Genomic DNA, 22,687 nt, shown 5'->3' with positions numbered 1-22,687 from the left:
GTACAAACAGCAAAAACCTGTTTTTGTATCTATGATGGCTAGAGCGCTTTGTACTGAACAAACAGCCACGTAGACAATCCTAAGTGGCGAATAAAGAAGTGTTTACCTACGACTTTTATCAATCCATTTAGGCATATTGTCTGAATGGATTTTTTGTTTTAACAAATTATATTGGAGGAATCAAGATGAAAAAGAAACTTTTAGGACTGAGTATTATATCGGCAGTAGCACTACTGACTCTTGGCGCATGTGGAGATGGTAAAAAAGCGGATAGTGGAACAAACAGCGAGAATAAAAAGATCGGTGTTTTACAACCCGTTGAGCATGGTTCATTGGATGCTGCATTTGAAGGATTTAAAGAAGGATTAGCTGATAATGGCTTTAAAGAGGGTGATAATTTGACGATTGACTATAGCAATGCTCAAAACGATCAAGCGCAATTAAAGAGTATGAGCGAAAAATTAGTCAAAGAAAAACCAGATCTATTATTAGGAATCGCAACGCCTGCAGCTCAATCATTGTTGAACGAAACAACGGATATCCCAATTCTAGTCACAGCTGTTACTGACTTAGTTAGCGCTAAATTAGTCAAATCAGATGAAAAACCAGGCGGAAATGTCACTGGTACAACCGATATCGTCCCAATCGATAAACAGATTGCTTTGCTATTGAACATCGTGCCTGACGCTAAAACTGTCGGTATTATGTACAATGCTGGTGAAGCAAATTCTAAGATTCAAGCTGACATGGCTGAAAAAGCCTTAAAAGATGCCGGAATCAAATCGAAAGTTCTAACGGCTAACTCTACAAACGATGTCCAGCAAGTAACGACCAGTTTGGCAAAAGATGTTGACGCGATTTACATTCCAACTGACAACACCTTTGCTTCAGCCGCTGCCGTTATCGGCGAAGTAGCCAAAGAACACAAAACACCTGTCATCGCAGGTTCGATCGAACAAGTTGAAGAAGGTGGCTTGGCAACCGTCGGAATCGACTACAAATCACTCGGCAAACAAACAGGTGTTATGGCCGCAAAAATTCTCAAAGGCGAAGCAAAACCTGAGGACATGCCTGTTGAAAAAGCGAAAGACTTAGAACTTTTCGTAAATAAAGATATGGCTAAAGCCTTAGATATCGATCCAGATACTATTAAAGCGCCTTAATTGAACTTTTCCCGCACTTCAATCAAGAGCTGCGGGAAATACATAAATATTATTGAAAGAAGCTGATTTTATTGTTAGACATACTACTTTCCTCAACCTCACAAGGTCTTCTGTGGTCTTTACTCGCCATTGGAGTCTTTCTAACTTACCGTATTTTAGACATTGCTGATTTAACGACAGAAGGAAGTTTTCCTTTAGGTGGCGCTGTCGCTGCAGTTATTTTAGCTAAAGATCCAACGACTTGGCCGGCGCCGATCCAGTCTTTATTTGATAGTCATTATATGATAGCGCCGATTATTGCATTGATCATTGCTTTTATTGCTGGCATGTTGGCAGGTTTGGTTTCTGGACTTTTACACACAAAATTAAAAATCCCCGCTTTGTTAGCAGGGATCATTACAATGACTGGACTTTACAGTATCAACTCTAGAATCATGGGTGCCCCAAATATTTCCTTGATTGGAACAGATTCAATTTTCTCACATGCTCAGTCACTAGGTTTTTCTAAAGTTAACAGTGCGATAGCTGTCGGTACGATCATTGTACTGATTGTAATTGTTCTACTTGTCTTATTTTTCAAAACAGAAATTGGTTTAGCGACCCGTGCAACGGGTGACAATATCGATATGAGTGAAGCAAATGGAATCAAAACAGATAACATGAAAATCATCGGTTATATGCTCTCAAATGGTTGCATCGCTTTAGCAGGTGCTTTACTCGTACAAAATAATAACTTTGCTGATTTGAATTCCGGTATTGGAACAATCGTTATCGGACTTGCTTCGATCATCATTGCTGAAGTGCTCTTTAAAAATAAATCACTTGGTTTGCGTTTGATTACGATTGTGATCGGTGCAATCTTATACCGCTTTATTCTTGCTTGCGTTTTAGAGTTGCGCGTTGATCCAGCTGATTTAAAATTATTCTCAGCGATCATTCTGGTCATCTGTCTCTCTTCACCTCTGATTCAAAAAAAATTAGGCTTTTCTAAACTTGGAAAACGTAAAGGAGGCACAAATTAATGCAACCTGTATTAACAATCAAAAACTTACACCAATATTTTGAACGCGGAACAGTTAATGAAAACCACGTATTAAAAGGAATCGATTTAACGATCAATCCAGGTGAATTCATTACGATCATCGGCGGAAACGGTGCCGGTAAGTCAACGTTACTAAACAGCATCGCAGGAACTTTACCTATTGAAGAAGGTCAACTTACACTAAATGGCAAAGACATCACAAAACAACGTGTTGTTGCTCGCTCAAAACAAATCAGCCGCGTGTTTCAAGATCCTAAAATGGGGACCGCTGTTCGTTTAACTGTAGAAGAAAACATGGCACTTGCTATGAAACGTGGAAAAAAACGCGGTTTGGGAAATGGTGTTCGCAAAAATGACCGCCATTTCTTCAAAGAACAATTAGCCAGCTTGAATTTAGGCCTAGAGAATCGTCTAGGTGCAGAAATTGGTTTATTATCTGGTGGACAACGTCAAGCGATTACTTTACTCATGGCTACCTTGATTCGCCAGAATTGATTTTACTAGATGAACATACCGCAGCCCTTGATCCTAAAACATCGATCACTGTCATGGAGCTGACTGAAAAGTTGATTCAAGAACAACATTTAACTGCATTTATGGTGACACACGATATGGAAGATGCGATTTGCTACGGCAACCGCCTGATCATGCTTCATCAAGGCCAAGTCGTGGTCGATGTACCTGAGGAGCAGAAAAAAGATTTGACTGTTAATGAATTGATGGACATGTTCCACAAAAATAGCGGCACTGAATTAAAAGACGACCAATTATTATTGGTTTAGACAAAAAAGGAACTCGAGTGAATCGTGCACTCAAGTTCCTTTTTCTATTTATTGGATTGGCTATTAGCCACCCATTAAAAAGTCTAGAACATTCCAACCATCTGATGTTTGCCCACGGTATAATTCCGTAAACCCACATTTCGTACAACTAACCGTAATAAACTTTTTATTTTGTATATCAAAGATCTTCGAAAAGTTTCCTCCTGTTGCTTGAAACTGATCTGACACATAATGCGTGTTGCCGCACTTATCACAAACATATTGTTGCTTTTCCATTTTTTCCCCACTCCATCTCTATAATCATCTTTCGTTCCTACCACACAAGTATAGCAAGTCCTGCAAAAGAAATCATACATCTTAAGAAGGATTTTCCTCTCCTCTTTCAGCCGTATTGTGGTTGACCCTCGCTGTACCCATCAGCTACAATGAAATTACTATAAAGGAGCGGATGTTATGTCTACAAAAAGCCAGGTGTTAACTCTATTAATGAAACAAGCCCCAGCATTTATTTCTGGTGAAGAGATGGCTCAAGAACTTTCCTTGTCTCGAACTGCCATCTGGAAAGCAATCAATGAATTGAAAAAAGAAGGACATCTTATCACTAGCAGCCGCAACAAAGGCTACTCCTATGATAAATCAGATGTTTTATCTATAGAAGGGATTCGTCTAACTTTAGAACCTACAACGCCCGATCTTTCAATCACTGTTTTAAACGCCTCGGAGTCCACAATGAAAGATGCTAAGCTAGCCGCAATCAACGGCGAACCAAATAATACATTGATCGTAGCAGATATCCAAGAAGCACCCAAAGGACGCTTTGGTCGACCGTTCTTTTCAAAGGCTGGCAGTGGCATCTACATGAGTATGCTGCTAAGGCCTAATCAAAATTTCGAAGAAATGGCGCAATATACTGTGATTATGGCCGTCGCAATCGCACGTGCGATGGATACTTTGGTCAAAGTTAAAACAGAGATCAAGTGGGTCAACGACATCTATATCAATGGGAAAAAGGTCTGTGGTATTTTATCAGAAGCCATGAGCGATGTTGAATCTGGGCAAATCTCGAATGTCATTATCGGTATGGGTATCAATTTTTCTTTGAAACAAAATGAATTTCCAAAAGACCTAAGAGAAAAAGCAACCTCCCTATTTCCAGAAAATGAACCAACTATCACAAGAAACGAATTGATCGGAGCAATCTGGAATCAATTTTACGCCATACTAAATCGACTACCAGAACAAGGTTTCTTAGAAGAATACCGCCAAAAATCTTTTGTCCTTGGCAAAACAGTTTCATTTACACAAGCCGGAGTCGACTATGAAGGGATCGCTACAGCAATCAACGATCATGGTGAATTGGTTGTTCAACTTCATGATAAAACAGAAAAAGTACTTTCTTCTGGAGAAATCAGTCTTAATAAAATAAACCCGACGATTTAAACCACTTGCCAAACAAAAACATTAAGAATTTCTTAAGAAAAAAGATTCTTTTCTTACAACTATTTGCTATATATTTCACTTATGTTACATTTGTATTGCGAATGATACGAATATTACAAAGGGAGAATGATTATGAAAAAATTGGTTTTTTGTTTGGTTGCATTATCGTTTGCGCTTCCAATCACAAGTTTTGCAGAGGAAACAACATCTACATCTGAACCTTCACAAATTGAAAGCTCTTCGGAAGTAGCAGCTTCAACACAAAACATAGAAAAAAATGATGAGAAAACAGTTGATAGTAGCGTTTCTTCCACAGTAGATTCAAGTGCTACAGAAACATCCAGTACGATTCAAAATATGTATGACGGCGTTAATCTTCTTTCCACAACAGTAGTTGTCTTTCCAGGAGAAAAAGTGACCGCTGAATTGCTTTCCAAAGATGCTGGGTTTCATGGTACTGCATATAGGGATCTTAAACTGTTAGAAGAGGCTTCAACAGAAAAATTAGGAAAAAATTCAGTCAAAGTGAGCTTCATGCTGTATCCATTGGAAGAAAATCAAGGAGAAAAACAAGAAGTTAAGCTAAATATGCAGTATTTAGTAGCGAAATCTACCCCTACTTTTGATATTCAATTCGTCTCTTATGACTCGGATAACAATCAAATTAAGGGAAAAATTGTGGCTACAGATGGTGCTTCAACAAGTAACGTTGCTGTTTACGGTGGGATGATTGACAGTCTGCCTACAAATATAAAAGAGTTCTATCCGTATACAAATTGGGATGTTCACGCTCCCATTTTGACGGACGCGGAAGGTTATTTTACCCTTCCGTATAAAGATAATTTCACTTTTACAGTTTTTTCTCCAGAAACAGGAGATTATTCACCTATATGCACATTGAATGACAAAACCTTTGCCGGAGCAGCAGTTGGTACAGCAGATAGTTCTACACCAGTTAAAAGCACCGAGTCATCAACTGCTAAAAAAGAAGAACAGAAAAAAGGCCTGTTCCCAAATACTGGAGAAAAGAAAACTGTTTACTATTCAATTGTAGGTATCGCTATTATTTTATTAGCTGTGCTATTTCTATTTATTAAAAGTAAAAAGAATAAAAAGTAGTTTTAAAAAAAAGGGTTGTTAAAATAGATCGTAAAAAAGAAGAAAGCAGAGTCGTTGTTGGTTACTGCTTTCTTCTTTTTTATTTATATTTTTTCTAAAACAATCGTCAACAATAACCCTACTAAATAACTTCCGTTAAACGCCATCAAATTTTTTATCGAATAACCAAAGCTTTTAGGGTGGGGTAATTCTTTTTTGAATAGCTGAAGATTTTTCCAAACAACTGGCAACGATACAAAGACGGTCAAAATCGGCCAGTGATATACGCCAAACGGTAATCCAAGCAAAACAACTGCATAACACGCTAGCATCAACGCTTGGAATAAAACCACCCCATGCTCCCGACCAACGTAGTAAACCAACGTATAACGATGATTTTCAATATCTGTATCTAAATCTCTCAAGTTATTTGCCAGCATGATATTTGCAATCGTAAACACCATCGGTAAAGAGGCCCAAATAATGGCGAGTACTGCCCACAAATTCCCCGTCAAAGCAAATGTTCCTCGATGCCAGTCTAACAATAAATAAAATGGACGATTTTCTTGAACATTCAAATAAATCGTCATCGCAAAAATACCCAATCCCATTGTAAAACCGCTAAATACTTCACCTAAAGGCATTCGCGAAAGCGGAATCGGTCCAAATGTGTAAAATATACCAATAAAACAACATATGCCGCCCATCACTAAGAATAGCCAACCCGTTTTGACCGTTAAAAAGAGACCGATTACTGCTGAAAAAGCAATCATCCCAAAAATCATATTTCTAACGAGCGTTGGTGCAATTCCAGAACTACCTATAATATTTTCTTCATATTTATACACTTCAGACTTCGCTTTCTTGAAATCCATATAGTTATTGATTGCTGTCGTTGCCATATCAAAGACAACCATTCCAATAAAAAACAATACTGTATATCCTACTTGTAACTGACCAAAGTAAGCAATAGAAAATAATACCCCAACTGCAAAAGGAAACAGACTCGCTAATTTCGTCTGAATTTCCACTACCTGCAAAAATACTTTCAACGACATATCCGTTCTCCTTATTTCAGGTCTTTACGATCACCCATCGTGTAACCTGAATCTTTTCCTAACTCAAAAACTTTTTCAATATCTTTACTTACGAATACCTTGTCATCTTTAGTAACAAAAATCACATCGACATCTTTCAGTCCTTCAGCATATTCTAAGCCTTTTTTGACGCCCATAGCAAAGACTGCTGTTGATAATCCATCTCCATCGATCGATTTATTTGTGATTACCGTTACACCGGCAATATCATTGTCAAAAGGATAACCCGTTTTTGGATCGAATAAATGATGGTAGCTTTTTCCATCTACTTCTAAAAAGCGCTCATAGATTCCAGAGGTTACCAACGTTTTATTACTCTCTTGAACAGTTCCAACTACTGTATTACGTGCCTTGTTAGGATCTTGGATTCCAACATTCCAATCCATATCCTTGCCACGAGGACTATGTCCAAGCACATAAACATTTCCGCCTAAATCAACGATTGCAGTTGTTACACCGTTGTCTTTTAACACTTTGACCACTTCATCTGTAATAAATCCTTTTGCGATTGCACCTAAATCAAGCTGCATACCTTTTTCTTCAAGGTAGACTGTCTTATCTTCATCATTTAATTTCACTTTATGATAATCAACTAATTTTAACGCTTGGTCGATCTCTTCTTGTGAAGGTTTGCGCGCATCGTCAAAGCCAATATGCCATAATTGTGTGATCGGTCCGATCGCCATATCAAAACCGCCAGCAGAATCCTCGCTGTATTCATAGGCACGTTTCAATAACGGATAAATATCATCAGAAACTTTGACTGGTTTGATACCAGCTTGTTCATTGATTTCATCTATTTCAGAGCCTTTTTCGTTTACAGTAATTTTATCGCCCAATTCTTTTACTCGGTCAAATGCCTTTTCCAAAACATCTTCTTTTCCATCATCGTAGATTCTTACTTGGACATATGTTCCTAACAATGATTGTTGATCTGAATAAGGTTCTTTATTGATTTTTGACTGCGTGTCTTTGGAGTTACATCCTGCTAAAACAACTAAAAATAATGCTATTACTATAGTGATTAGTGTTTTTTTGTTCTTCATCATATCCCTCTTTCTAAATAGAAAATTGTCTTGTTTATAGTAGCGCTTTTTTTCGTGAATGGGAAGGATTTTCTATCTACTATTTATGTATTTTGATAAAAATAAAAGCAGAATTCAGAGTCATACCTGAATTCTGCCACATATATATTTTTTAGTTCACTTGTGTAAAAAATTATTTTTTCATTACGATGTTGTCTACAACGATTTCATCAGTATTGCCTTTTTCAGCAGCATTCACTAATTGTTCTGCATAGATTACGAATGAGTGAGAGCTGTGAGTTGCGCCTGTTACTACTTCCACGTTTGCAGCTGAGCCGTCTTCTTCATTCATTGCTTTAACTAATTCTTCGTTCAATGTTTTGATGTATTCAGCTGGGCCTACGCCTGATTTGTCTTTCATGTTTTTGTTGTAGTCAGCGTCATCTTTTTTAGATTTGCCTTCATCATTAACATTATCGTAGTTAGATTCTGTTACTTTACCATCTTTAACAACGATTGAAAATTCAGTGTGGTAGCCATTTGAATTATTTTTTTCTTTCAATGCATACGTACCGTCTTTAAGGTCAGCACCATTATCGATTTCGATTGTTTTAGTATCTCCTGCTTGAGCTGCTTGGATCAATTGTTGTGCATAGTTTTGGAATGATTCACTAGAGTGAGTCGCTCCTGTTACTACTTCTACGCCATCAGCGCTTTGTGCTTTAACAAAAGACTCGTTTAATTCTTTGATGTATTCATCTGGACCTACACCTGATTTGTCTTTCATATTTTTGTTGTAGTCTTTATCATCTGCTTTTGATTTGCCATCAGCATTGATATTGTCATATTTAGATTCAGTGATTTTACCATCTTTAACAGTCATTTCAAATGTTGCACGGTAACCATTAGATTCATTTTTTTCTTCTAATTTATACGTACCATCTTGTAAATCTGCACCAGCTTCTTTTTCTGCTACTGTAGAAGATTCAGCTGTTTTTGATGTTGCAGTAGTTGATTCAGAAGATTTCGCTGTGTCTTTCTTTTGATCTGATCCACATGCTGCTAATAAAAGAGATGAAAGTGCGATAGCTGTGAAGCCCTTTACAATTTTGTTCATTTTCATTTTTGTTCACCTTTTCCTTTTCTTATGCATTCACAAATTTTGTTTGTGATATAATTTACATTCTATAGAATTTTCCAATTATGTCAATTAAAGTTATAAAAGAAAGACAAAATTTTACCCGTTTTTCACGACTTTTTAATAAAAAAAAATTATTTCCTATATTTAAGAATTGTTATTAGACAAAACCTAAAAATGGCTTTATAATGAATTCGATTGTGTAATTATTATCATTTTTCATTTCATTTATTTTAAGGAGCGGATTATCAATGACAAAGCAAAAAATTGTCGTTGTGGGAGCTGGTTATGCTGGAGTTTCAGCTACTAAATTTTTAGCCAAAAAATTGAAAAAAGATTCTGACGTTGAGATTACTTTAATTGATCGTCATTCTTACCACACCATGATGACTGAGCTGCACGAAGTAGCCGGAGGACGCGTTGAGCCTTCAGCGATTCAGTACGATCTACAACGTTTATTCTCACGTAAAAAGAATGTTACTCTTGTAACAGACACTGTAACTGGTATCGATAAAGACAAAAAAGTTGTTCAAACAAAGTTAGGTTCTTATGAATTTGACCAATTGATCATCGGTATGGGTGGCGAACCAAATGATTTTGGTACCCCTGGAGTTAAAGAACATGGTTTTACTCTATGGTCTTTTGAAAACTCTCTGAAAATTCGTGAACATATCTTGGAAACAGTTGAAAAAGCAGCTATCGAACCAGATCCAGAAGTTCGTAAAGCAATGCTGACATTTGTTGTCTGTGGTTCAGGATTTACGGGTATTGAAATGGTCGGCGAACTGATCGACTGGAAAGATCGTCTTGCCAAAGACTTTAAACTTGACCCTAATGAATTTACATTAATGGTCGTTGAAGCAATGCCGACAATCTTAAACATGTTATCTCGTAATGATGCTGCAAAAGCTGAACGTTACTTAGAGAAGAAAAATGTAAAATTGTTGCTTAACGCACCAATCGTTGAAGTCGCTGCAGATCACATCAAATTAAAAGATGGTTCTACAGTTCCTACGCACACATTGATCTGGACTGCTGGTGTCAAAGCAACTTCTGATGCTGCTGACTTCGGTTTAGAATCTGCTCGTGGAAATCGTTTGATCGCAAATGAATTTATGCAAGCTAAAGGTTATGAAGACAAAAACATTTATATTGTTGGTGACTTGGTTTATTACGAAGAATTTCCTGAAACACCAACACCACAAATCGTTCAAGCTGCTGAACAAACAGGTCACACTGCTGCAGCAAATATCGTAGCTGATATTAAAGGTAGCGAAAAACACAAATTCAAAGGAAATTATCAAGGATTCATGGTTTCTGTCGGCGCTAAATGGGGTGTTGCGAACTTATTTGATAAAATTCACCTTAGCGGTTTCTTAGCAATCATCATGAAACACATCGTTAACTTGAAATATTTCTTTGATATTCGTTCTGGTTATTACATGTTCCAATATATCATGCACGAGTTCTTCCATATTAAAGATGATCGTAATGTAACACGCGGACATTCTTCACGTTATGGTAATGTTTTATGGAGTGTTCCATTACGTGTATTCTATGGTATGGTTTGGTTAGTCGAATCTATGAAGAAAATTGTCGGAACTGGTGATTACTTGAAACCAAGTACTTGGTTTGGTGACGGTTCATGGTTTACAGATAAAGTTGCATTCCCATTCCCATGGTTACAAGAACAAGTAACGACTGGTGCATCTGCTGCAGGTGGCGGTGCTGAGGCAACTGAAACAACAGCTAAAGCTGCTCAATTTGGTTTAAGCTATGCATATGGTGAAGAACCAATGCAAGTCTTTGATCACATGCCTAAATGGTTTGAAAGTGTGATGAAGTTCATGATGCCAAACCAAGAAGTTGCTTTATTCATGCAAAAATTCATGACGATCGTTGAAGTGTTGATCGCTTTAGCATTGATCGCTGGATTATTCACATGGTTAAGTAGTGCTGCTACAATTGGTTTAACTATTGCATTCTGTCTATCAGGCATGTTCTACTGGGTAAATATTTGGTTTATCTTTGTAGCTTTTGCTTTGATGAATGGATCTGGACGTTCACTTGGTTTAGACCGCTGGGTCATCCCTTGGGTACAACGTACATTAGGTAAATGGTGGTACGGAACACCTAAATCTAGATACGGCAGCAAATAATTACTTTTATAGTAAAAATCTAAGAGAGTTCTAGGTTTACTCCTAGAACTTTCTTTTCTCATTATGATAGAATATATTAAACTAAAAACTACAAAGGAGAGGAAAGAGTTGGATTTTAAAGAATTTATTCAAAAAAGTTATATACGTCCTTGGGATATTGTCATTATTTTACTTCTAACGATCAGTTCTTTCTTGCCCCTTGTTGTTTTTGGCATACAAAACACAGCACAAGATGATGCCACGAAACAGGCAGTACTAAAAGTAGACGGTGAAGTTATCAAGGTCTTCGACTTAAAAGAAGATGGCCCTACTTATACATACAGATACGAAGCCACTGATGGTGATTACAATGTGATTGAAGTTAGTGGAGATAAAATCCGTATGGCAGAAACAAATTGCGGAGATCAAATTTGCGTACAACGAGGCTGGATATCTAAAGCTGGAGAAACACCGATTGCGTGTTTGCCCCATAATTTATTCATCACAGTTGAAGCTTCTGACGGGAGTGAGGATGGCAGTTTGATATACTAAACATTGCCAACATTTTATGAGTAAATTACAAAAAACATCTATATTTCCATGTTAGTCGCTCAGGGTGTGATCATTGGTTTGATTGAAAATATGATTCCTTATCCCTTTGCTTTCGCTCCTGGTGCAAAGCTTGGACTGGCTAACTTGATTACGATCATTGCTATTTTCACAATGCGAAAAAGAGACAGTTTCTTTTTAGTTTGCATGCGTCTAATTTTGACGACTTTACTTGGCGGAACGATCTCGACCTTCTTTTACAGCGCTAGTGGCGCTCTACTTAGTTATTTTGGTATGTTGCTCATCATGCAATTAGGACCAAAACGCGTCAGCATTATCGGTATTAGTGCTGCAGGTGGATTTTTGCATAACGTTGGGCAGCTATTGACCACTTGTTTCTTTGCGCAATCGTGGGCTCCAATGCTTTATCTACCGTTTCTTTCATTTATCGGCTTATTATCTGGGATCGCCATAGGTATTGCAGCCAACTACTTACTTCGTCATGTTCAAACCTTGCGACAATTTCAATTGAATTATGAATCAACAACCAAGCATAAATGGAGTCAATATTTCCAATAACATCTTAGTCTGATCGAGTACAATCAAAGGAGTCATTTTATGAACATTCACCCAATGTGGAAAAAATATCCTGAACTAGCAAAAGAATTAAACAGCACACTAAAGCTGATGGAAAATAGTGTTAATTTGAAAAACAAAGAAGTCGAAAATGCCGTTATGTCGATGATTCATTCTGGTGGAAAGTTACTTCGACCAGCTTATCAACTTCTATTTTCTCAATTTGGAGAGAATAGAGAGTCGAAAAAAACAGTTGCTCTTGCCGCCGCTATTGAATTACTGCATACTGCAACATTGATTCATGATGATATTGTAGATGATGCAGATATAAGACGCGGCTTACCAACTATTCGGTCTCAATTTGGCAATAGCACAGCCGTTTACGCTGGTGATTATCTATTTGTCAGTTGTTTCAAATTGTTGGCTGACTACTCTTCTTCATTAAAGAGCATCCAGTTAAATTCCCGAAGCATGGAAAAAATACTAAGCGGTGAATTAGGCCAAATGGACAATCGCTATAACCTTGAGATGACGATCGATCAATATCTTGAAAACATTTCTGGTAAAACTGCTGAGCTTTTTTCACTAAGTTGTTTTGTTGGAGCTTACGAAAGTGGAACTTCGGAACGATTTGCTAAAAATTGCGGAAAGATCGGGGAAAACATTGGTATTGCTTTTCAAATTATTGATGACGTTTTAGACTATACGCAAAGTCCTGAACAAATTGGGAAACCTGTCTTAGAAGATGTCCGTCAAGGTGTTTATTCGCTTCCTTTATTATACGCTTTAGAAGAAGGAAAAGAAGTTTTACTTCCCTATCTAGAAAAAGGGGAAGCATTGACTGATGCTGAAACCAATAAAATCTACGAACTGGTTCATTCATTTGACGGTGTTGCTAAGGCACAAAAACTTGCAGAAAAATATACACAACAAGCCTTAAAAGGCATCACTAAACTGCCTGATACATCAGCTGACGCTAAAGGTAAACTCTTAACTATTACACAAGCAATTCTTGCAAGAACAAATTAAGAAAAAAAGGACAAGGCGATTTTTTCCGCCCTGTCTTTTTTCTTACCTCATCGTTACAAATTCTTCTGAACCTGTTGGGTGAATTGCGACTGTATTGTCAAAATCTTTTTTCGTCGCCCCCATCTTAATAGCTACTGCAAAACCTTGCAGCATTTCATCTACACCTAAACCTATTCCGTGCAACCCAACGATTTTTTCCTCGTCACCCACACAAACTAGTTTCATATCACATTTTTGGCGATACTCTCCTAGCGCAAAATACATCGGCGTAAAAGTGGATTGATAGATTTTGATATTTTCATCACCGTATTTTTCTTCAGCTTCGATTTCAGTTAGACCAACTGTCGCAATCGGTGGATGAGTAAAGACAACGGTCGGAATCGTTTCGTAGTCTAAATATTCATTTTCTTTCCCATTAAATAAACGTTCTGATAATCTTCTTCCTGCCGCAATAGCAACAGGTGTTAAATCGATTTTACCAATGACATCTCCAACGGCATATACACCTGATTGAGTCGTATTTTGGAATTTGTCGACTTTTACATAGCCTTTATCTGTCAACTCAATATGTGTATTCTCTAAACCTAGCGTATCTGTATTTGGTTGACGTCCTGTACCAAATACAATGCTATCAGCTGTGATTTTAGTCCCATTTTCAAAGGTAATCATCAATTCTCCAGATTCAAACTTCTCAATTGAACGAGGTGTTGAATGAGGATAAATATGCATCCCATCTTCAAGATAGTGCTCAACCACTTTTTCAGAAAGCATCTCATCGAATTCCCGCAACGGACGTTCTTTTCTAAATGCCCAATGAGTTTCCGCACCCAAACCATGGATCGTTCCAGCAAGTTCAGCGGCTATATAACCTGCTCCCACAAACACGACTCGTTTTGGCAGTTCTTCTAAGGCAAAAAAACCATTAGAATCTATTGCGTATTCTTCACCAGGAATCCCTAACTTTTTAGGACGACCGCCAGTGGCAATCAAGATATTGGGCGCTGTATATGTTTCATCCCCCGCCTTGATTGTATGATCATCAACAAATGTTGCATATTCAGATAAAACTTCTACTTTATTACTATCTAATCCACGATGATACGCCGCATGTAAATTATCAATGTAGGCTTCACGATTTTGAACAAGCTTTTTAAAACTAAAATCTTTTACATCTACGTCAAAGCCATATCCTTCTGTATCACGCTTCATCATTTCCATCATTGAACTTGCTTGCCACATCACTTTTTTAGGTACACAACCAACATTGACGCATGTTCCGCCGATGTCACCTGCTTCGATTAATAAAACCTTAGCACCATGCATACCTGCACGATTAGCAGAAGCAATTCCGCCGCTTCCACCACCAATTACGATGTAATCATATTGTTTTGCCATTGTTTACCTATCCTCTCTGCAATGAAAGGGACAAGCTGTAACAGCCAATCCCTCACTTAATTTATTTATTTCTTCTTACGAATCATATCGCCAACTGCTACTGTTTCTACAACCGGCATTGTTAAAATCATCATTGGATTTGGTGCCCGATCGATCGACTCGTTCTCTTCATTATACATAACTTCTACCGTTTGATGGAAGTGATTGAACCCAGGACCGTAAAATTCAATTTCATCGCCAACACTGAAATGGTTTCTCTGACGAATCGTTGCAACTTTTGTCTCAGCATCATATGCCATAACTTCACCGATAAATTTATATTGAGGAATCTTGCGTCGCTCTCCAAATAATTGTTCTTCATCAGTCGGAACATGATAATAAAAACCTGTTGAAAGCTCTCTTTGAGCGACTTTCCATAGTTCATCGATCCATTCTTGTTTACATTCATAATTTTCCGGATCTTCCATATACGTATCAACAGCTTTTTTATACACATTCGCTACAGTTGAAACATAGTGGATTGATTTCATACGACCTTCAATTTTAAAACTATCCACACCATTTTGAATCAGTTCAGGAATATGTTGGATCATTGCCATATCCACCGCACTCATTGAAAATTCTTCTTCCACTTCACCTTTATCAGTTAAACTTGTACGCTCAGCACCAAAAGGCATATCGTAAAGCTCATATTTCCAGCGGCAAGATTGTGAACAACCGCCTCGGTTAGCATCTCGCATTGACATATGGTTAGACAACGTACATCTACCTGAATAAGAAATACACATTGCCCCATGGATAAATGCTTCTATTTCCACATCTGTGTTTTTACGGATTTCAGCTACTTCATCCATCGATACTTCACGCGCCAATACAACACGTTCAAGTCCTTCGTTTTTCCAGAATTCTAATGTTTCATAATTCGTAGCTGACGCTTGTGTAGACAAATGGATCGGCAAACCTGGAGCTTCTGCTGCACAAATTTCAATCAAAGCTGGATCAGATACGATTACAGCAGAAATACCAACATCGCGGATTTCTCTGAAAAAGTCCCCTGCACCTTCTTGATTTCCTTCATGAGTAACCATATTTGCTGCTACATAAACTTTTGCTCCATGTTCTTTGGCGAATGCTACGCCTTCGATCATATCTTCTTTTGTGAAATTACCTGCACGGCTACGTAAACCATAAGCATTTCCGCCAATGTATACCGCATCTGCTCCATAATGAATGGCTGTTTTTAGTTTTTCTAGCGTCCCTGCTGGTGCTAAGACCTCAGGACGCTTCAATGTTCGCTCGTTTGTCATGTGTTTTTTCTCCTTATTTTATCTCGTCTGGATCTAAATCAAAGAATCCAATATCTAACCCACGGTTTTCTGGATGTAAAGCTTCGATTTGATCAATTGCTTCTTGAGCTTGTTCACTCGACCAAAGACCTGTCTCGATTTTTTCTTTTGCGTCTACGAATAGTTTTGCTACTTCTACAAAGTTTTCTCCTGGCGCATAGATCCCATCAAGTTTCCACTTTGTGTAATTATATTCATGAAGCCTGTCTAATTCACCAATTAAATTTACGTCATTATCTGCAAATATATGTGTGCCATGACTATCTTCATAAATCGAGTAGTGTGTTTCTTCTTTTTTTGGTTCAGATATAAACAATCCACGATCTTTGCTAGCAGATTCATCGTTTTTAGTAAAATTGTAATAATTTTGCAGCAATGGACGTTTAGACTGATGGATACATGTAGCTCCATAAACAAGGACTTCTGCTGGAACCATCAAGTTTTCCTTCATCGCTTTCATTTCTTCAAAAGGAACTTCGCGCGCCAATATCGCACCAATTGCTCCTCGTTTAGCCCAAAAGTTGATTTGGCGTGAACTAGTCACTAAAGTCTCCCCGTCATAGATATAGGGAATATCGATTCCATCACGTTGCATCACAAATACGACTCCTGGATCACCCACTGTTACTTGATCTACTTTGATTTCTTGTAAAAATGCCAAATATTCTGGCACTTTTTTCATTTTTTCAGGATGCATAATGCCATTTAATGCAATCGTTACTTTTTTACCAACTTCGTGCGCTTTTTCTGTAATAGTCCGCTGTTCCTCACGAGAAAATGACGTTGGTAAGCGCAATCCAAACATCTCTTCTCCAATGTATAACGTGTCTACTCCTACTGCTAACAAAGCCTCTGCTTGTTCAATCGACTCAGCAGTCGCAATAAGTTCAATCATTTTGTATCCTCCTTTAAAAGCTGAGTGGATTCGTTCAGCCCTAAAAAAATGTCTTTTTACTTTTTTCCATAGTCTTCTAACAACTGTTTTATAGTAGCACAGGTTCACAAACTTTCCAATAGCCTCTCTTTATTTTAACGTACATTTTTCACAAAATAAATGCTATAGTTTTACTTTTATTAAAATAAAAAAGCTGTACAAAACGGATTCGTTTTGCACAGCGAATTATTGATTTTTTTATTAAATTGTTTGTAATACTTGTTCAGGTTTAGGGGATTTGACGTTCAAGGTTATCTTGCCCTTACTTGCACCAATGGTTACTTTATCACCTAGATGGATTTGACCGGAAAGTAATGCTTCACTTAAACGATCCTCCACCTCTTTTTGTAACGCACGTCTAATCGGTCGTGCGCCATATTCTGGATCAAAACCAACTTTTCCAATCACTTCGATGGCTGCAGCTGTGATCTTCACATTGACGTCTTGCTCTCTCAAACGCTGAACGATAGATTTGCTCATGATTTTCACGATTTCATGGATTTCTTCTTGGTCCAATGAACGGAAGACAACTGTCTCATCCACACGGTTTAAGAACTCTGGACGGAATGCTTTTTTCAGTTCTTCCATAATTCGTTTTTGCATCGCATCGTAATCTTTTGTCAGATCTTTTACATTGAAACCAACATTTTTTTCTTCACGAATCGCTGTTGCTCCAATATTTGATGTCATGATCAAAATTGTATTTCTAAAGTCCACTTTACGTCCTTTTGAATCAGTTAAATGGCCATCATCTAATACTTGCAATAGAATATTGAAGACATCTGGATGCGCTTTTTCCACTTCATCCAATAAAATGACGGAATATGGTTTTTGACGGATTTTTTCAGTTAACTGGCCGCCTTCTTCATACCCCACATAACCTGGAGGAGAACCAATCAAACGACTAGTGCTATATTTTTCCATAAATTCAGACATGTCCACTCGAACAAGGGCATCTTCACTACCAAACATTGTTTCAGCTAGTGCTTTGGCAAGCTCTGTTTTACCGACACCTGTTGGGCCTAAGAACATGAATGAACCAATTGGTCTGTCTGGGTCTTTCAAGCCACTACGGGCTCTACGAATCGCACGTGACACCGCTTGAACAGCTTCATCTTGACCAACTACTCGATGATGAAGTATACTCTCTAGTTCAAGTAAACGTTCACTTTCTTTTTTCTCTAACTGCTGCAACGGCACACCTGTCCATTGTGAAACAACATTTGCAACATCTTGTTCTGTCACTTGATTCGCGTAACCAGAAGCTTCTTTTTGTTCTAGTAATAAAATATTTTCCAATTTACGTGCTAGTTTTTTCTCTTTTTGGCGCAATCTTGCTGCACTTTCAAATGACTGGGACTGAATCGCTTCTTCTTTTTCTTGAACTAAACGAGCGATTTCTACACGTAAATTATTGATTTCAGAAGGTTCATCTGCTAAATCTAAACGAACTTTAGCTGAAGACTCATCCATCAAGTCAATGGCTTTATCTGGTAATTGGCGTGAATTGATGTAACGTACAGATAATTGAACTGCTGCATGCAGAGCTTCATCCGTGATTTCTACACCATGATGTTCTTCATAACGAGAACGAAGGCCTTTTAAAATTTCTTCGGCTTCTTCTGGCGTTGGCTCATCAACCTGCACACGAGCAAACCGACGTTCCAAAGCAGAATCTTTTTCGATATATTTTTGGTATTCATCCAAAGTTGTTGCACCGATTGTCTGCAATTCTCCTCTTGCAAGTGCTGGTTTTAAAATATTTGATGCATCGATCGCACCTTCAGCACCACCTGCACCAATTAAAGTATGCAATTCATCGATAAACAAAATCACTTCACCGTCTTGATAAATTTCATCAATGACTTTTTTTAATCGATCTTCAAATTCTCCACGATACTTAGTACCAGCTACCAAAGCGCCCATATCTAACATCATCAAACGTTTTTCCTGCATATCTTCAGGTACTTCACCGTTCACAATTTTTTGTGCTAAACCCTCAGCGATTGCGGTCTTACCAACACCTGGTTCACCAACTAAAACTGGATTATTTTTTGTACGACGACTCAGAATTTGAATCAAGCGTCTAACCTCTTGTGAACGACCAACAACTGGATCAAGATCTTTTTCGCGCGCTAATTTCGTTAAATCACGTGCTAATGAATCTAAAGTCGGTGTTCCTTTAGGTGCTGCTTTCTGTGCTTGATTATTTCTACGACGACCAACATTACCACTCATTTGCGGATCAGTAACTCCGATTTTTTTCATTAATAACTGACGCATTTTAGATAAACTTAATCCTAAATTCAACAAAATACGTGAAGCTAATATATCTTCATCTCTTAATAAACCTAATAAGATATGTTCAGTTCCAATGTTTGGTGCGCCCAAACGTTTTGCCTCATCACCTGCATAAGTAAATATTTGTTTTGCACGAGGAGAATAAGGTAAATAAACACCTTTAGGATAGGCCTTAACAGTTCCATAGCCTGTTAAGTGCTCGATTTCTTCGCGAATATCATTTTTATCTGCATTCAACTGACGTAATGATTTTCCTGCAATACCATTTGGTTCTAAAACTAATGCTAATAGTAAGTGTTCTGAGCCAACAGATTGATGCCTAAAATATTTTGCTTCTTCTTGTGCAATAGCTAATACCGCTTTGGCACTTTCTGTAAATAATTCGTCCATTTTATCATTCCTCCTCGTAACTCAAACGTTCTAAAAATGAATGCATCAATTGAGCACGTAAATAATCTTCATTTGATCCTGCTTTGCCTAAAACTTGCTTTCCAAGAACAGACAACATCAGATTTCCTTCTCTTTTAGTGATAACCTCTTCTTCATACAACTTCTGTACAAAAATCAACGCATCTTTTTCTGAGAGTTCATTTCCCGTAAATTGGGCGATTTGTTTTAATAATTGATCACTATCAGAAATTTGTACTTTAGCGATTCTGATATAACCACCACCGCCTCGTTTACTTTCAACAGAATAACCACGTTGAATCGTGAAACGTGTATTGATGACATAATTAATCTGGGAAGGAACACAATTGAATAAATGAGCCATTTCAGCTCTGCGAATCTCAATTTTACTGCTTTCTTCAAGAATCTTCTTTAAATATGCTTCTATTAAATCCGAAGTATTTTGATTACTCATCACACTCATCCTTTTCCCTTGACTAATACTGACCTTAATTATACATAACTTCAACTGTTTAATAAAGGAGAATGCCTAATTTGATAAAAAAAGATAAATATTTTTCTATATTTAAATAGTAGAACAAAAAAAGAACAGAGTATTTACTCTGTTCTTAAAATCGGGAAGACAGGATTCGAACCTGCGACCCCTTGGTCCCAAACCAAGTGCTCTACCAAGCTGAGCTACTTCCCGTAGCTATAATAATAAAAAAAGACTAAACGTTTAAAAGGAACTAATACTTCATTACCTTCTAAAGTGCAGCCAAACATTTCAACTATGCACCCAAAGGGAGTCGAACCCCTAACCTCTTGATTCGTAGTCAAGCACTCTATCCAGTTGAGCTATGGGTGCTAAAACAAGGAACAAAGTCAGATGYATTCATCTGCTTCGTACTTGTCAACATCTATTCTGTCAATTTTRGAATTGCCATTCATAGTGTTTCAAAGCAATGCCGAGGACCGGAATCGAACCGGTACGGTGATCACTCACCGCAGGATTTTAAGTCCTGTGCGTCTGCCAGTTCCGCCACCCCGGCGTTAGAACAAGCTAAGCGGAAAACGGGTTCGAACCCGCGACCCCCACCTTGGCAAGGTGGTGCTCTACCACTGAGCTATTTCCGCAGTCTGGATGCCGGCTAAAGGATTTGAACCCTCGACCCTCTGATTACAAATCAGATGCTCTACCAACTGAGCTAAGCCGGCGTATGTTCGCCTTGTCAAAAACGAGACTTAAAATGCGGGTGAAGGGACTTGAACCCCCACGCCGTAAGGCGCTAGATCCTAAATCTAGTGCGTCTGCCAATTCCGCCACACCCGCAAAATATTTCTATGAGCCGTGCAGGGCTCGAACCTGCGACCCTCTGATTAAAAGTCAGATGCTCTACCAACTGAGCTAACGGCTCAAAAAATGGAGGTTGACGGGATCGAACCGCCGACCCCCTGCTTGTAAGGCAGGTGCTCTCCCAGCTGAGCTAAACCTCCAATACAACACGTTTAGCGTGGCGACGTCCTACTCTCACAAAGGGAAACCCTTCACTACAATCGGCGCTAAGAAGCTTAACTTCTGTGTTCGGCATGGGAACAGGTGTATCCTTCTCGCTATCGCCACCACACTGGGTGTTGTAACTATTAAGTTGAGTGATTATTCACTCAAAACTGGATTGAAGTAGGTAATCAAATTCCGAAAAAACCTTTTTTATTTCGTTTCTTTGGTTAAGTCCTCGACCGATTAGTATTGGTCCGCTCCGTACATCACTGCACTTCCACTTCCAACCTATCTACCTGATCATCTCTCAGGGGTCTTACTTTCTTAAAGAAATGGGAAATCTCATCTTGAGGTGGGCTTCACACTTAGATGCTTTCAGCGTTTATCCCTTCCCTACATAGCTACCCAGCAATGCCCTTGGCAGAACAACTGGTACACCAGCGGTAAGTCCATCCCGGTCCTCTCGTACTAAGGACAGCTCCTCTCAAATTTCCAACGCCCGCGACGGATAGGGACCGAACTGTCTCACGACGTTCTGAACCCAGCTCGCGTGCCGCTTTAATGGGCGAACAGCCCAACCCTTGGGACCGACTACAGCCCCAGGATGCGACGAGCGACATCGAGGTGCCAAACCTCCCGTCGATGTGGACTCTTGGGGGAGATAAGCCTGTTATCCCAGGGTAGCTTTTATCCGTTGAGCGATGGCCCTTCCATGCGGAACCACCGGATCACTAAGCCCGACTTTCGTCCCTGCTCGACTTGTAAGTCTCGCAGTCAAGCTCCCTTCTGCCTTTACACTCTGCGAATGATTTCCAACCATTCTGAGGGAACCTTTGGGCGCCTCCGTTACTCTTTAGGAGGCGACCGCCCCAGTCAAACTGCCCACCTGACACTGTCTCCCACCACGATAAGTGGTGCGGGTTAGAGGGTTCATAACACAAGGGTAGTATCCCACCAGCGCCTCCACCGAACTAGCGTTCCGGGTTCATCGGCTCCTACCTATCCTGTACATGTGGTACAAACACTCAATATCAAGCTACAGTAAAGCTCCATGGGGTCTTTCCGTCCTGTCGCGGGTAACCTGCATCTTCACAGGTACTAAAATTTCACCGAGTCTCTCGTTGAGACAGTGCCAAATCGTTACGCCTTTCGTGCGGGTCGGAACTTACCCGACAAGGAATTTCGCTACCTTAGGACCGTTATAGTTACGGCCGCCGTTTACTGGGGCTTCAATTCTGAGCTTCGCCGAAGCTAACCCATCCTCTTAACCTTCCAGCACCGGGCAGGCGTCAGCCCCTATACTTCATCTTTCGATTTTGCAGAGACCTGTGTTTTTGATAAACAGTCGCTTGGGCCTATTCACTGCGGCTGACCGAAGTCAGCACCCCTTCTCCCGAAGTTACGGGGTCATTTTGCCGAGTTCCTTAACGAGAGTTCGCTCGCTCACCTTAGGATACTCTCCTCGACTACCTGTGTCGGTTTACGGTACGGGCAGTTGTTTTCTCACTAGAAGCTTTTCTTGACAGTGTGACATCAGGAACTTCGGTACTATTATTTCCCTCCCCATCACAGCTTGTCCGTATAGAGTAAAGCATTTGACTCTACTCAAGACTTACTGCTTGGACATGCACTTCCAGTCGCATGCATTCCTTAGCCTCCTGCGTCCCTCCATTGCTCAAACAAAAACAACTGGTACAGGAATATCAACCTGTTGTCCATCGCCTACGCTATCGGCCTCGGCTTAGG

General features: G+C 39.0%; 17 protein-coding genes, 8 tRNA genes, 2 rRNA genes and 1 pseudogene. 9 read left to right on the top strand and 19 right to left on the bottom strand.

The annotated features are described in order from the left end of the window. Window positions 1–185 precede the first annotated feature (185 nt). The 3 genes and pseudogenes from V192_RS0117245 to V192_RS20580 all read left to right on the top strand — a co-directional run bounded on the left by V192_RS0117245 (window position 186) and on the right by V192_RS20580 (window position 2,987). Window positions 186–1,163: an ABC transporter substrate-binding protein gene (locus tag V192_RS0117245; RefSeq protein WP_025873527.1), complete on the top strand. Its 978-nt coding sequence runs from the start codon at window positions 186–188 to the stop codon at window positions 1,161–1,163. 71 nt (window positions 1,164–1,234) lie between these two features. Continuing rightward, entirely contained in the window at window positions 1,235–2,185 is a 951-nt protein-coding gene (locus tag V192_RS0117240; protein WP_035011567.1) for an ABC transporter permease, read from the top strand. Beyond that, a pseudogene (locus V192_RS20580) lies at window positions 2,185–2,987 on the top strand (ABC transporter ATP-binding protein). The gene V192_RS0117240 and the pseudogene V192_RS20580 overlap by 1 nt, the downstream one beginning before the upstream one ends. 63 nt (window positions 2,988–3,050) lie before the next feature. Here V192_RS20580 and V192_RS0117230 read toward each other — a convergent pair. After that, complete coding sequence (locus V192_RS0117230; RefSeq protein ID WP_025873525.1) at window positions 3,051–3,263, bottom strand: zinc ribbon domain-containing protein; 213 nt, start codon at window positions 3,261–3,263, stop codon at window positions 3,051–3,053. 177 nt (window positions 3,264–3,440) lie between these two features. On the opposite strand from V192_RS0117230, the gene V192_RS0117225 reads away from it, so the two are divergent. Further along, window positions 3,441–4,427: a biotin--[acetyl-CoA-carboxylase] ligase gene (locus V192_RS0117225; protein WP_025873524.1), complete on the top strand. Its 987-nt coding sequence runs from the start codon at window positions 3,441–3,443 to the stop codon at window positions 4,425–4,427. Window positions 4,428–4,559: 132 nt separating this feature from the next. Then, window positions 4,560–5,546, top strand: coding sequence for an LPXTG cell wall anchor domain-containing protein (locus V192_RS0117220; protein WP_025873523.1), 987 nt, complete (start codon window positions 4,560–4,562; stop codon window positions 5,544–5,546). 83 nt (window positions 5,547–5,629) lie between these two features. Here V192_RS0117220 and menA read toward each other — a convergent pair whose 3' ends face one another. From menA to pplA, 3 genes are all read right to left on the bottom strand, one after another. Further along, window positions 5,630–6,583 (bottom strand): 1,4-dihydroxy-2-naphthoate polyprenyltransferase, encoded by a 954-nt coding sequence (gene menA, locus V192_RS0117215; protein ID WP_025873522.1) that lies wholly within the window; start codon window positions 6,581–6,583, stop codon window positions 5,630–5,632. Between the two features lie 11 nt (window positions 6,584–6,594). Next, window positions 6,595–7,668 (bottom strand): FAD:protein FMN transferase, encoded by a 1,074-nt coding sequence (locus tag V192_RS0117210; protein WP_025873521.1) that lies wholly within the window; start codon window positions 7,666–7,668, stop codon window positions 6,595–6,597. 172 nt (window positions 7,669–7,840) lie between these two features. Further along, complete coding sequence (pplA, locus tag V192_RS0117205) at window positions 7,841–8,770, bottom strand: extracellular electron transfer flavoprotein PplA (RefSeq protein WP_025873520.1); 930 nt, start codon at window positions 8,768–8,770, stop codon at window positions 7,841–7,843. Between the two features lie 266 nt (window positions 8,771–9,036). Here pplA and V192_RS0117200 point away from each other — a divergent pair, with 266 nt between their 5' ends. The 4 genes from V192_RS0117200 (at window position 9,037) to V192_RS0117185 (ending at window position 13,077) form a co-directional block, all read left to right on the top strand. Continuing rightward, window positions 9,037–10,944, top strand: a complete 1,908-nt coding sequence (locus tag V192_RS0117200; protein ID WP_025873519.1) for an NAD(P)/FAD-dependent oxidoreductase — start codon at window positions 9,037–9,039, stop codon at window positions 10,942–10,944. Between the two features lie 108 nt (window positions 10,945–11,052). Then, window positions 11,053–11,475: a NusG domain II-containing protein gene (locus V192_RS0117195; protein ID WP_025873518.1), complete on the top strand. Its 423-nt coding sequence runs from the start codon at window positions 11,053–11,055 to the stop codon at window positions 11,473–11,475. A 48-nt stretch (window positions 11,476–11,523) separates the two neighbouring features. After that, the gene (locus V192_RS0117190; RefSeq protein WP_029948326.1) at window positions 11,524–12,051 is read left to right on the top strand and encodes a Gx transporter family protein; all 528 of its coding nucleotides are present in this window, start codon (window positions 11,524–11,526) and stop codon (window positions 12,049–12,051) included. A gap of 39 nt (window positions 12,052–12,090) precedes the next feature. Then, window positions 12,091–13,077 (top strand): polyprenyl synthetase family protein, encoded by a 987-nt coding sequence (locus tag V192_RS0117185; RefSeq protein WP_025873516.1) that lies wholly within the window; start codon window positions 12,091–12,093, stop codon window positions 13,075–13,077. Window positions 13,078–13,119: 42 nt separating this feature from the next. On the opposite strand, the gene gor is transcribed toward V192_RS0117185, so the two are convergent. From gor to V192_RS0117110, 15 genes are all read right to left on the bottom strand, one after another. Continuing rightward, window positions 13,120–14,472, bottom strand: a complete 1,353-nt coding sequence (gene gor / locus V192_RS0117180) for a glutathione-disulfide reductase (protein WP_025873515.1) — start codon at window positions 14,470–14,472, stop codon at window positions 13,120–13,122. Window positions 14,473–14,537: 65 nt separating this feature from the next. Further along, window positions 14,538–15,779: a peptidase U32 family protein gene (locus tag V192_RS0117175; RefSeq protein ID WP_025873514.1), complete on the bottom strand. Its 1,242-nt coding sequence runs from the start codon at window positions 15,777–15,779 to the stop codon at window positions 14,538–14,540. 13 nt (window positions 15,780–15,792) lie between these two features. Further along, window positions 15,793–16,713, bottom strand: a complete 921-nt coding sequence (locus V192_RS0117170; RefSeq protein ID WP_025873513.1) for a peptidase U32 family protein — start codon at window positions 16,711–16,713, stop codon at window positions 15,793–15,795. Between the two features lie 240 nt (window positions 16,714–16,953). Continuing rightward, entirely contained in the window at window positions 16,954–19,443 is a 2,490-nt protein-coding gene (locus V192_RS0117165) for an ATP-dependent Clp protease ATP-binding subunit (protein WP_025873512.1), read from the bottom strand. A 4-nt stretch (window positions 19,444–19,447) separates the two neighbouring features. Next, a complete protein-coding gene (locus tag V192_RS0117160) occupies window positions 19,448–19,915 on the bottom strand; it encodes a CtsR family transcriptional regulator (RefSeq protein ID WP_025873511.1) in 468 nt (155 codons plus the stop codon). A gap of 160 nt (window positions 19,916–20,075) precedes the next feature. Then, window positions 20,076–20,149: transfer RNA gene (locus V192_RS0117155), tRNA-Pro, on the bottom strand. 85 nt (window positions 20,150–20,234) lie between these two features. After that, window positions 20,235–20,308, bottom strand: a tRNA-Arg gene (locus tag V192_RS0117150). Window positions 20,309–20,406: 98 nt separating this feature from the next. Next, a tRNA-Leu gene (locus tag V192_RS0117145) sits at window positions 20,407–20,492 on the bottom strand. A 14-nt stretch (window positions 20,493–20,506) separates the two neighbouring features. Beyond that, window positions 20,507–20,577: transfer RNA gene (locus V192_RS0117140), tRNA-Gly, on the bottom strand. Between the two features lie 8 nt (window positions 20,578–20,585). After that, window positions 20,586–20,658: transfer RNA gene (locus V192_RS0117135), tRNA-Thr, on the bottom strand. A gap of 33 nt (window positions 20,659–20,691) precedes the next feature. Further along, window positions 20,692–20,773: transfer RNA gene (locus tag V192_RS0117130), tRNA-Leu, on the bottom strand. 12 nt (window positions 20,774–20,785) lie between these two features. Then, window positions 20,786–20,858 (bottom strand) — tRNA-Lys (locus tag V192_RS0117125). A gap of 6 nt (window positions 20,859–20,864) precedes the next feature. After that, window positions 20,865–20,937 (bottom strand) — tRNA-Val (locus V192_RS0117120). 15 nt (window positions 20,938–20,952) lie between these two features. After that, window positions 20,953–21,068 (bottom strand): 5S ribosomal RNA (gene rrf / locus V192_RS0117115). A 96-nt stretch (window positions 21,069–21,164) separates the two neighbouring features. Beyond that, window positions 21,165–22,687, bottom strand: a 23S ribosomal RNA gene (locus tag V192_RS0117110); the annotation flags it as partial.

Source organism: Enterococcus crotali, assembly GCF_000633635.1.
GTDB classification, from domain to species: Bacteria; Bacillota; Bacilli; order Lactobacillales; family Enterococcaceae; genus Enterococcus_L; species Enterococcus_L crotali.
Note: the sequence above shows the minus strand (reverse complement) of the source record. Positions and strands in the feature narration are given on the sequence as shown.

Coding starts and splice junctions, on each gene's coding strand:
- V192_RS0117175 (WP_025873514.1), bottom strand. CDS start 15,779: ATGACAAACGAGCGAACATTGAAGCGTCCTGAGGTCTTAGCACCAGCA.
- V192_RS0117200 (WP_025873519.1), top strand. CDS start 9,037: ATGACAAAGCAAAAAATTGTCGTTGTGGGAGCTGGTTATGCTGGAGTT.
- V192_RS0117165 (WP_025873512.1), bottom strand. CDS start 19,443: ATGGACGAATTATTTACAGAAAGTGCCAAAGCGGTATTAGCTATTGCA.
- V192_RS0117225 (WP_025873524.1), top strand. CDS start 3,441: ATGTCTACAAAAAGCCAGGTGTTAACTCTATTAATGAAACAAGCCCCA.
- gor (WP_025873515.1), bottom strand. CDS start 14,472: ATGGCAAAACAATATGATTACATCGTAATTGGTGGTGGAAGCGGCGGA.
- V192_RS0117190 (WP_029948326.1), top strand. CDS start 11,524: ATGTTAGTCGCTCAGGGTGTGATCATTGGTTTGATTGAAAATATGATT.
- V192_RS0117160 (WP_025873511.1), bottom strand. CDS start 19,915: ATGAGTAATCAAAATACTTCGGATTTAATAGAAGCATATTTAAAGAAG.
- V192_RS0117185 (WP_025873516.1), top strand. CDS start 12,091: ATGAACATTCACCCAATGTGGAAAAAATATCCTGAACTAGCAAAAGAA.
- pplA (WP_025873520.1), bottom strand. CDS start 8,770: ATGAAAATGAACAAAATTGTAAAGGGCTTCACAGCTATCGCACTTTCA.
- V192_RS0117210 (WP_025873521.1), bottom strand. CDS start 7,668: ATGAAGAACAAAAAAACACTAATCACTATAGTAATAGCATTATTTTTA.
- V192_RS0117170 (WP_025873513.1), bottom strand. CDS start 16,713: ATGATTGAACTTATTGCGACTGCTGAGTCGATTGAACAAGCAGAGGCT.
- V192_RS0117230 (WP_025873525.1), bottom strand. CDS start 3,263: ATGGAAAAGCAACAATATGTTTGTGATAAGTGCGGCAACACGCATTAT.
- menA (WP_025873522.1), bottom strand. CDS start 6,583: ATGTCGTTGAAAGTATTTTTGCAGGTAGTGGAAATTCAGACGAAATTA.
- V192_RS0117245 (WP_025873527.1), top strand. CDS start 186: ATGAAAAAGAAACTTTTAGGACTGAGTATTATATCGGCAGTAGCACTA.
- V192_RS0117220 (WP_025873523.1), top strand. CDS start 4,560: ATGAAAAAATTGGTTTTTTGTTTGGTTGCATTATCGTTTGCGCTTCCA.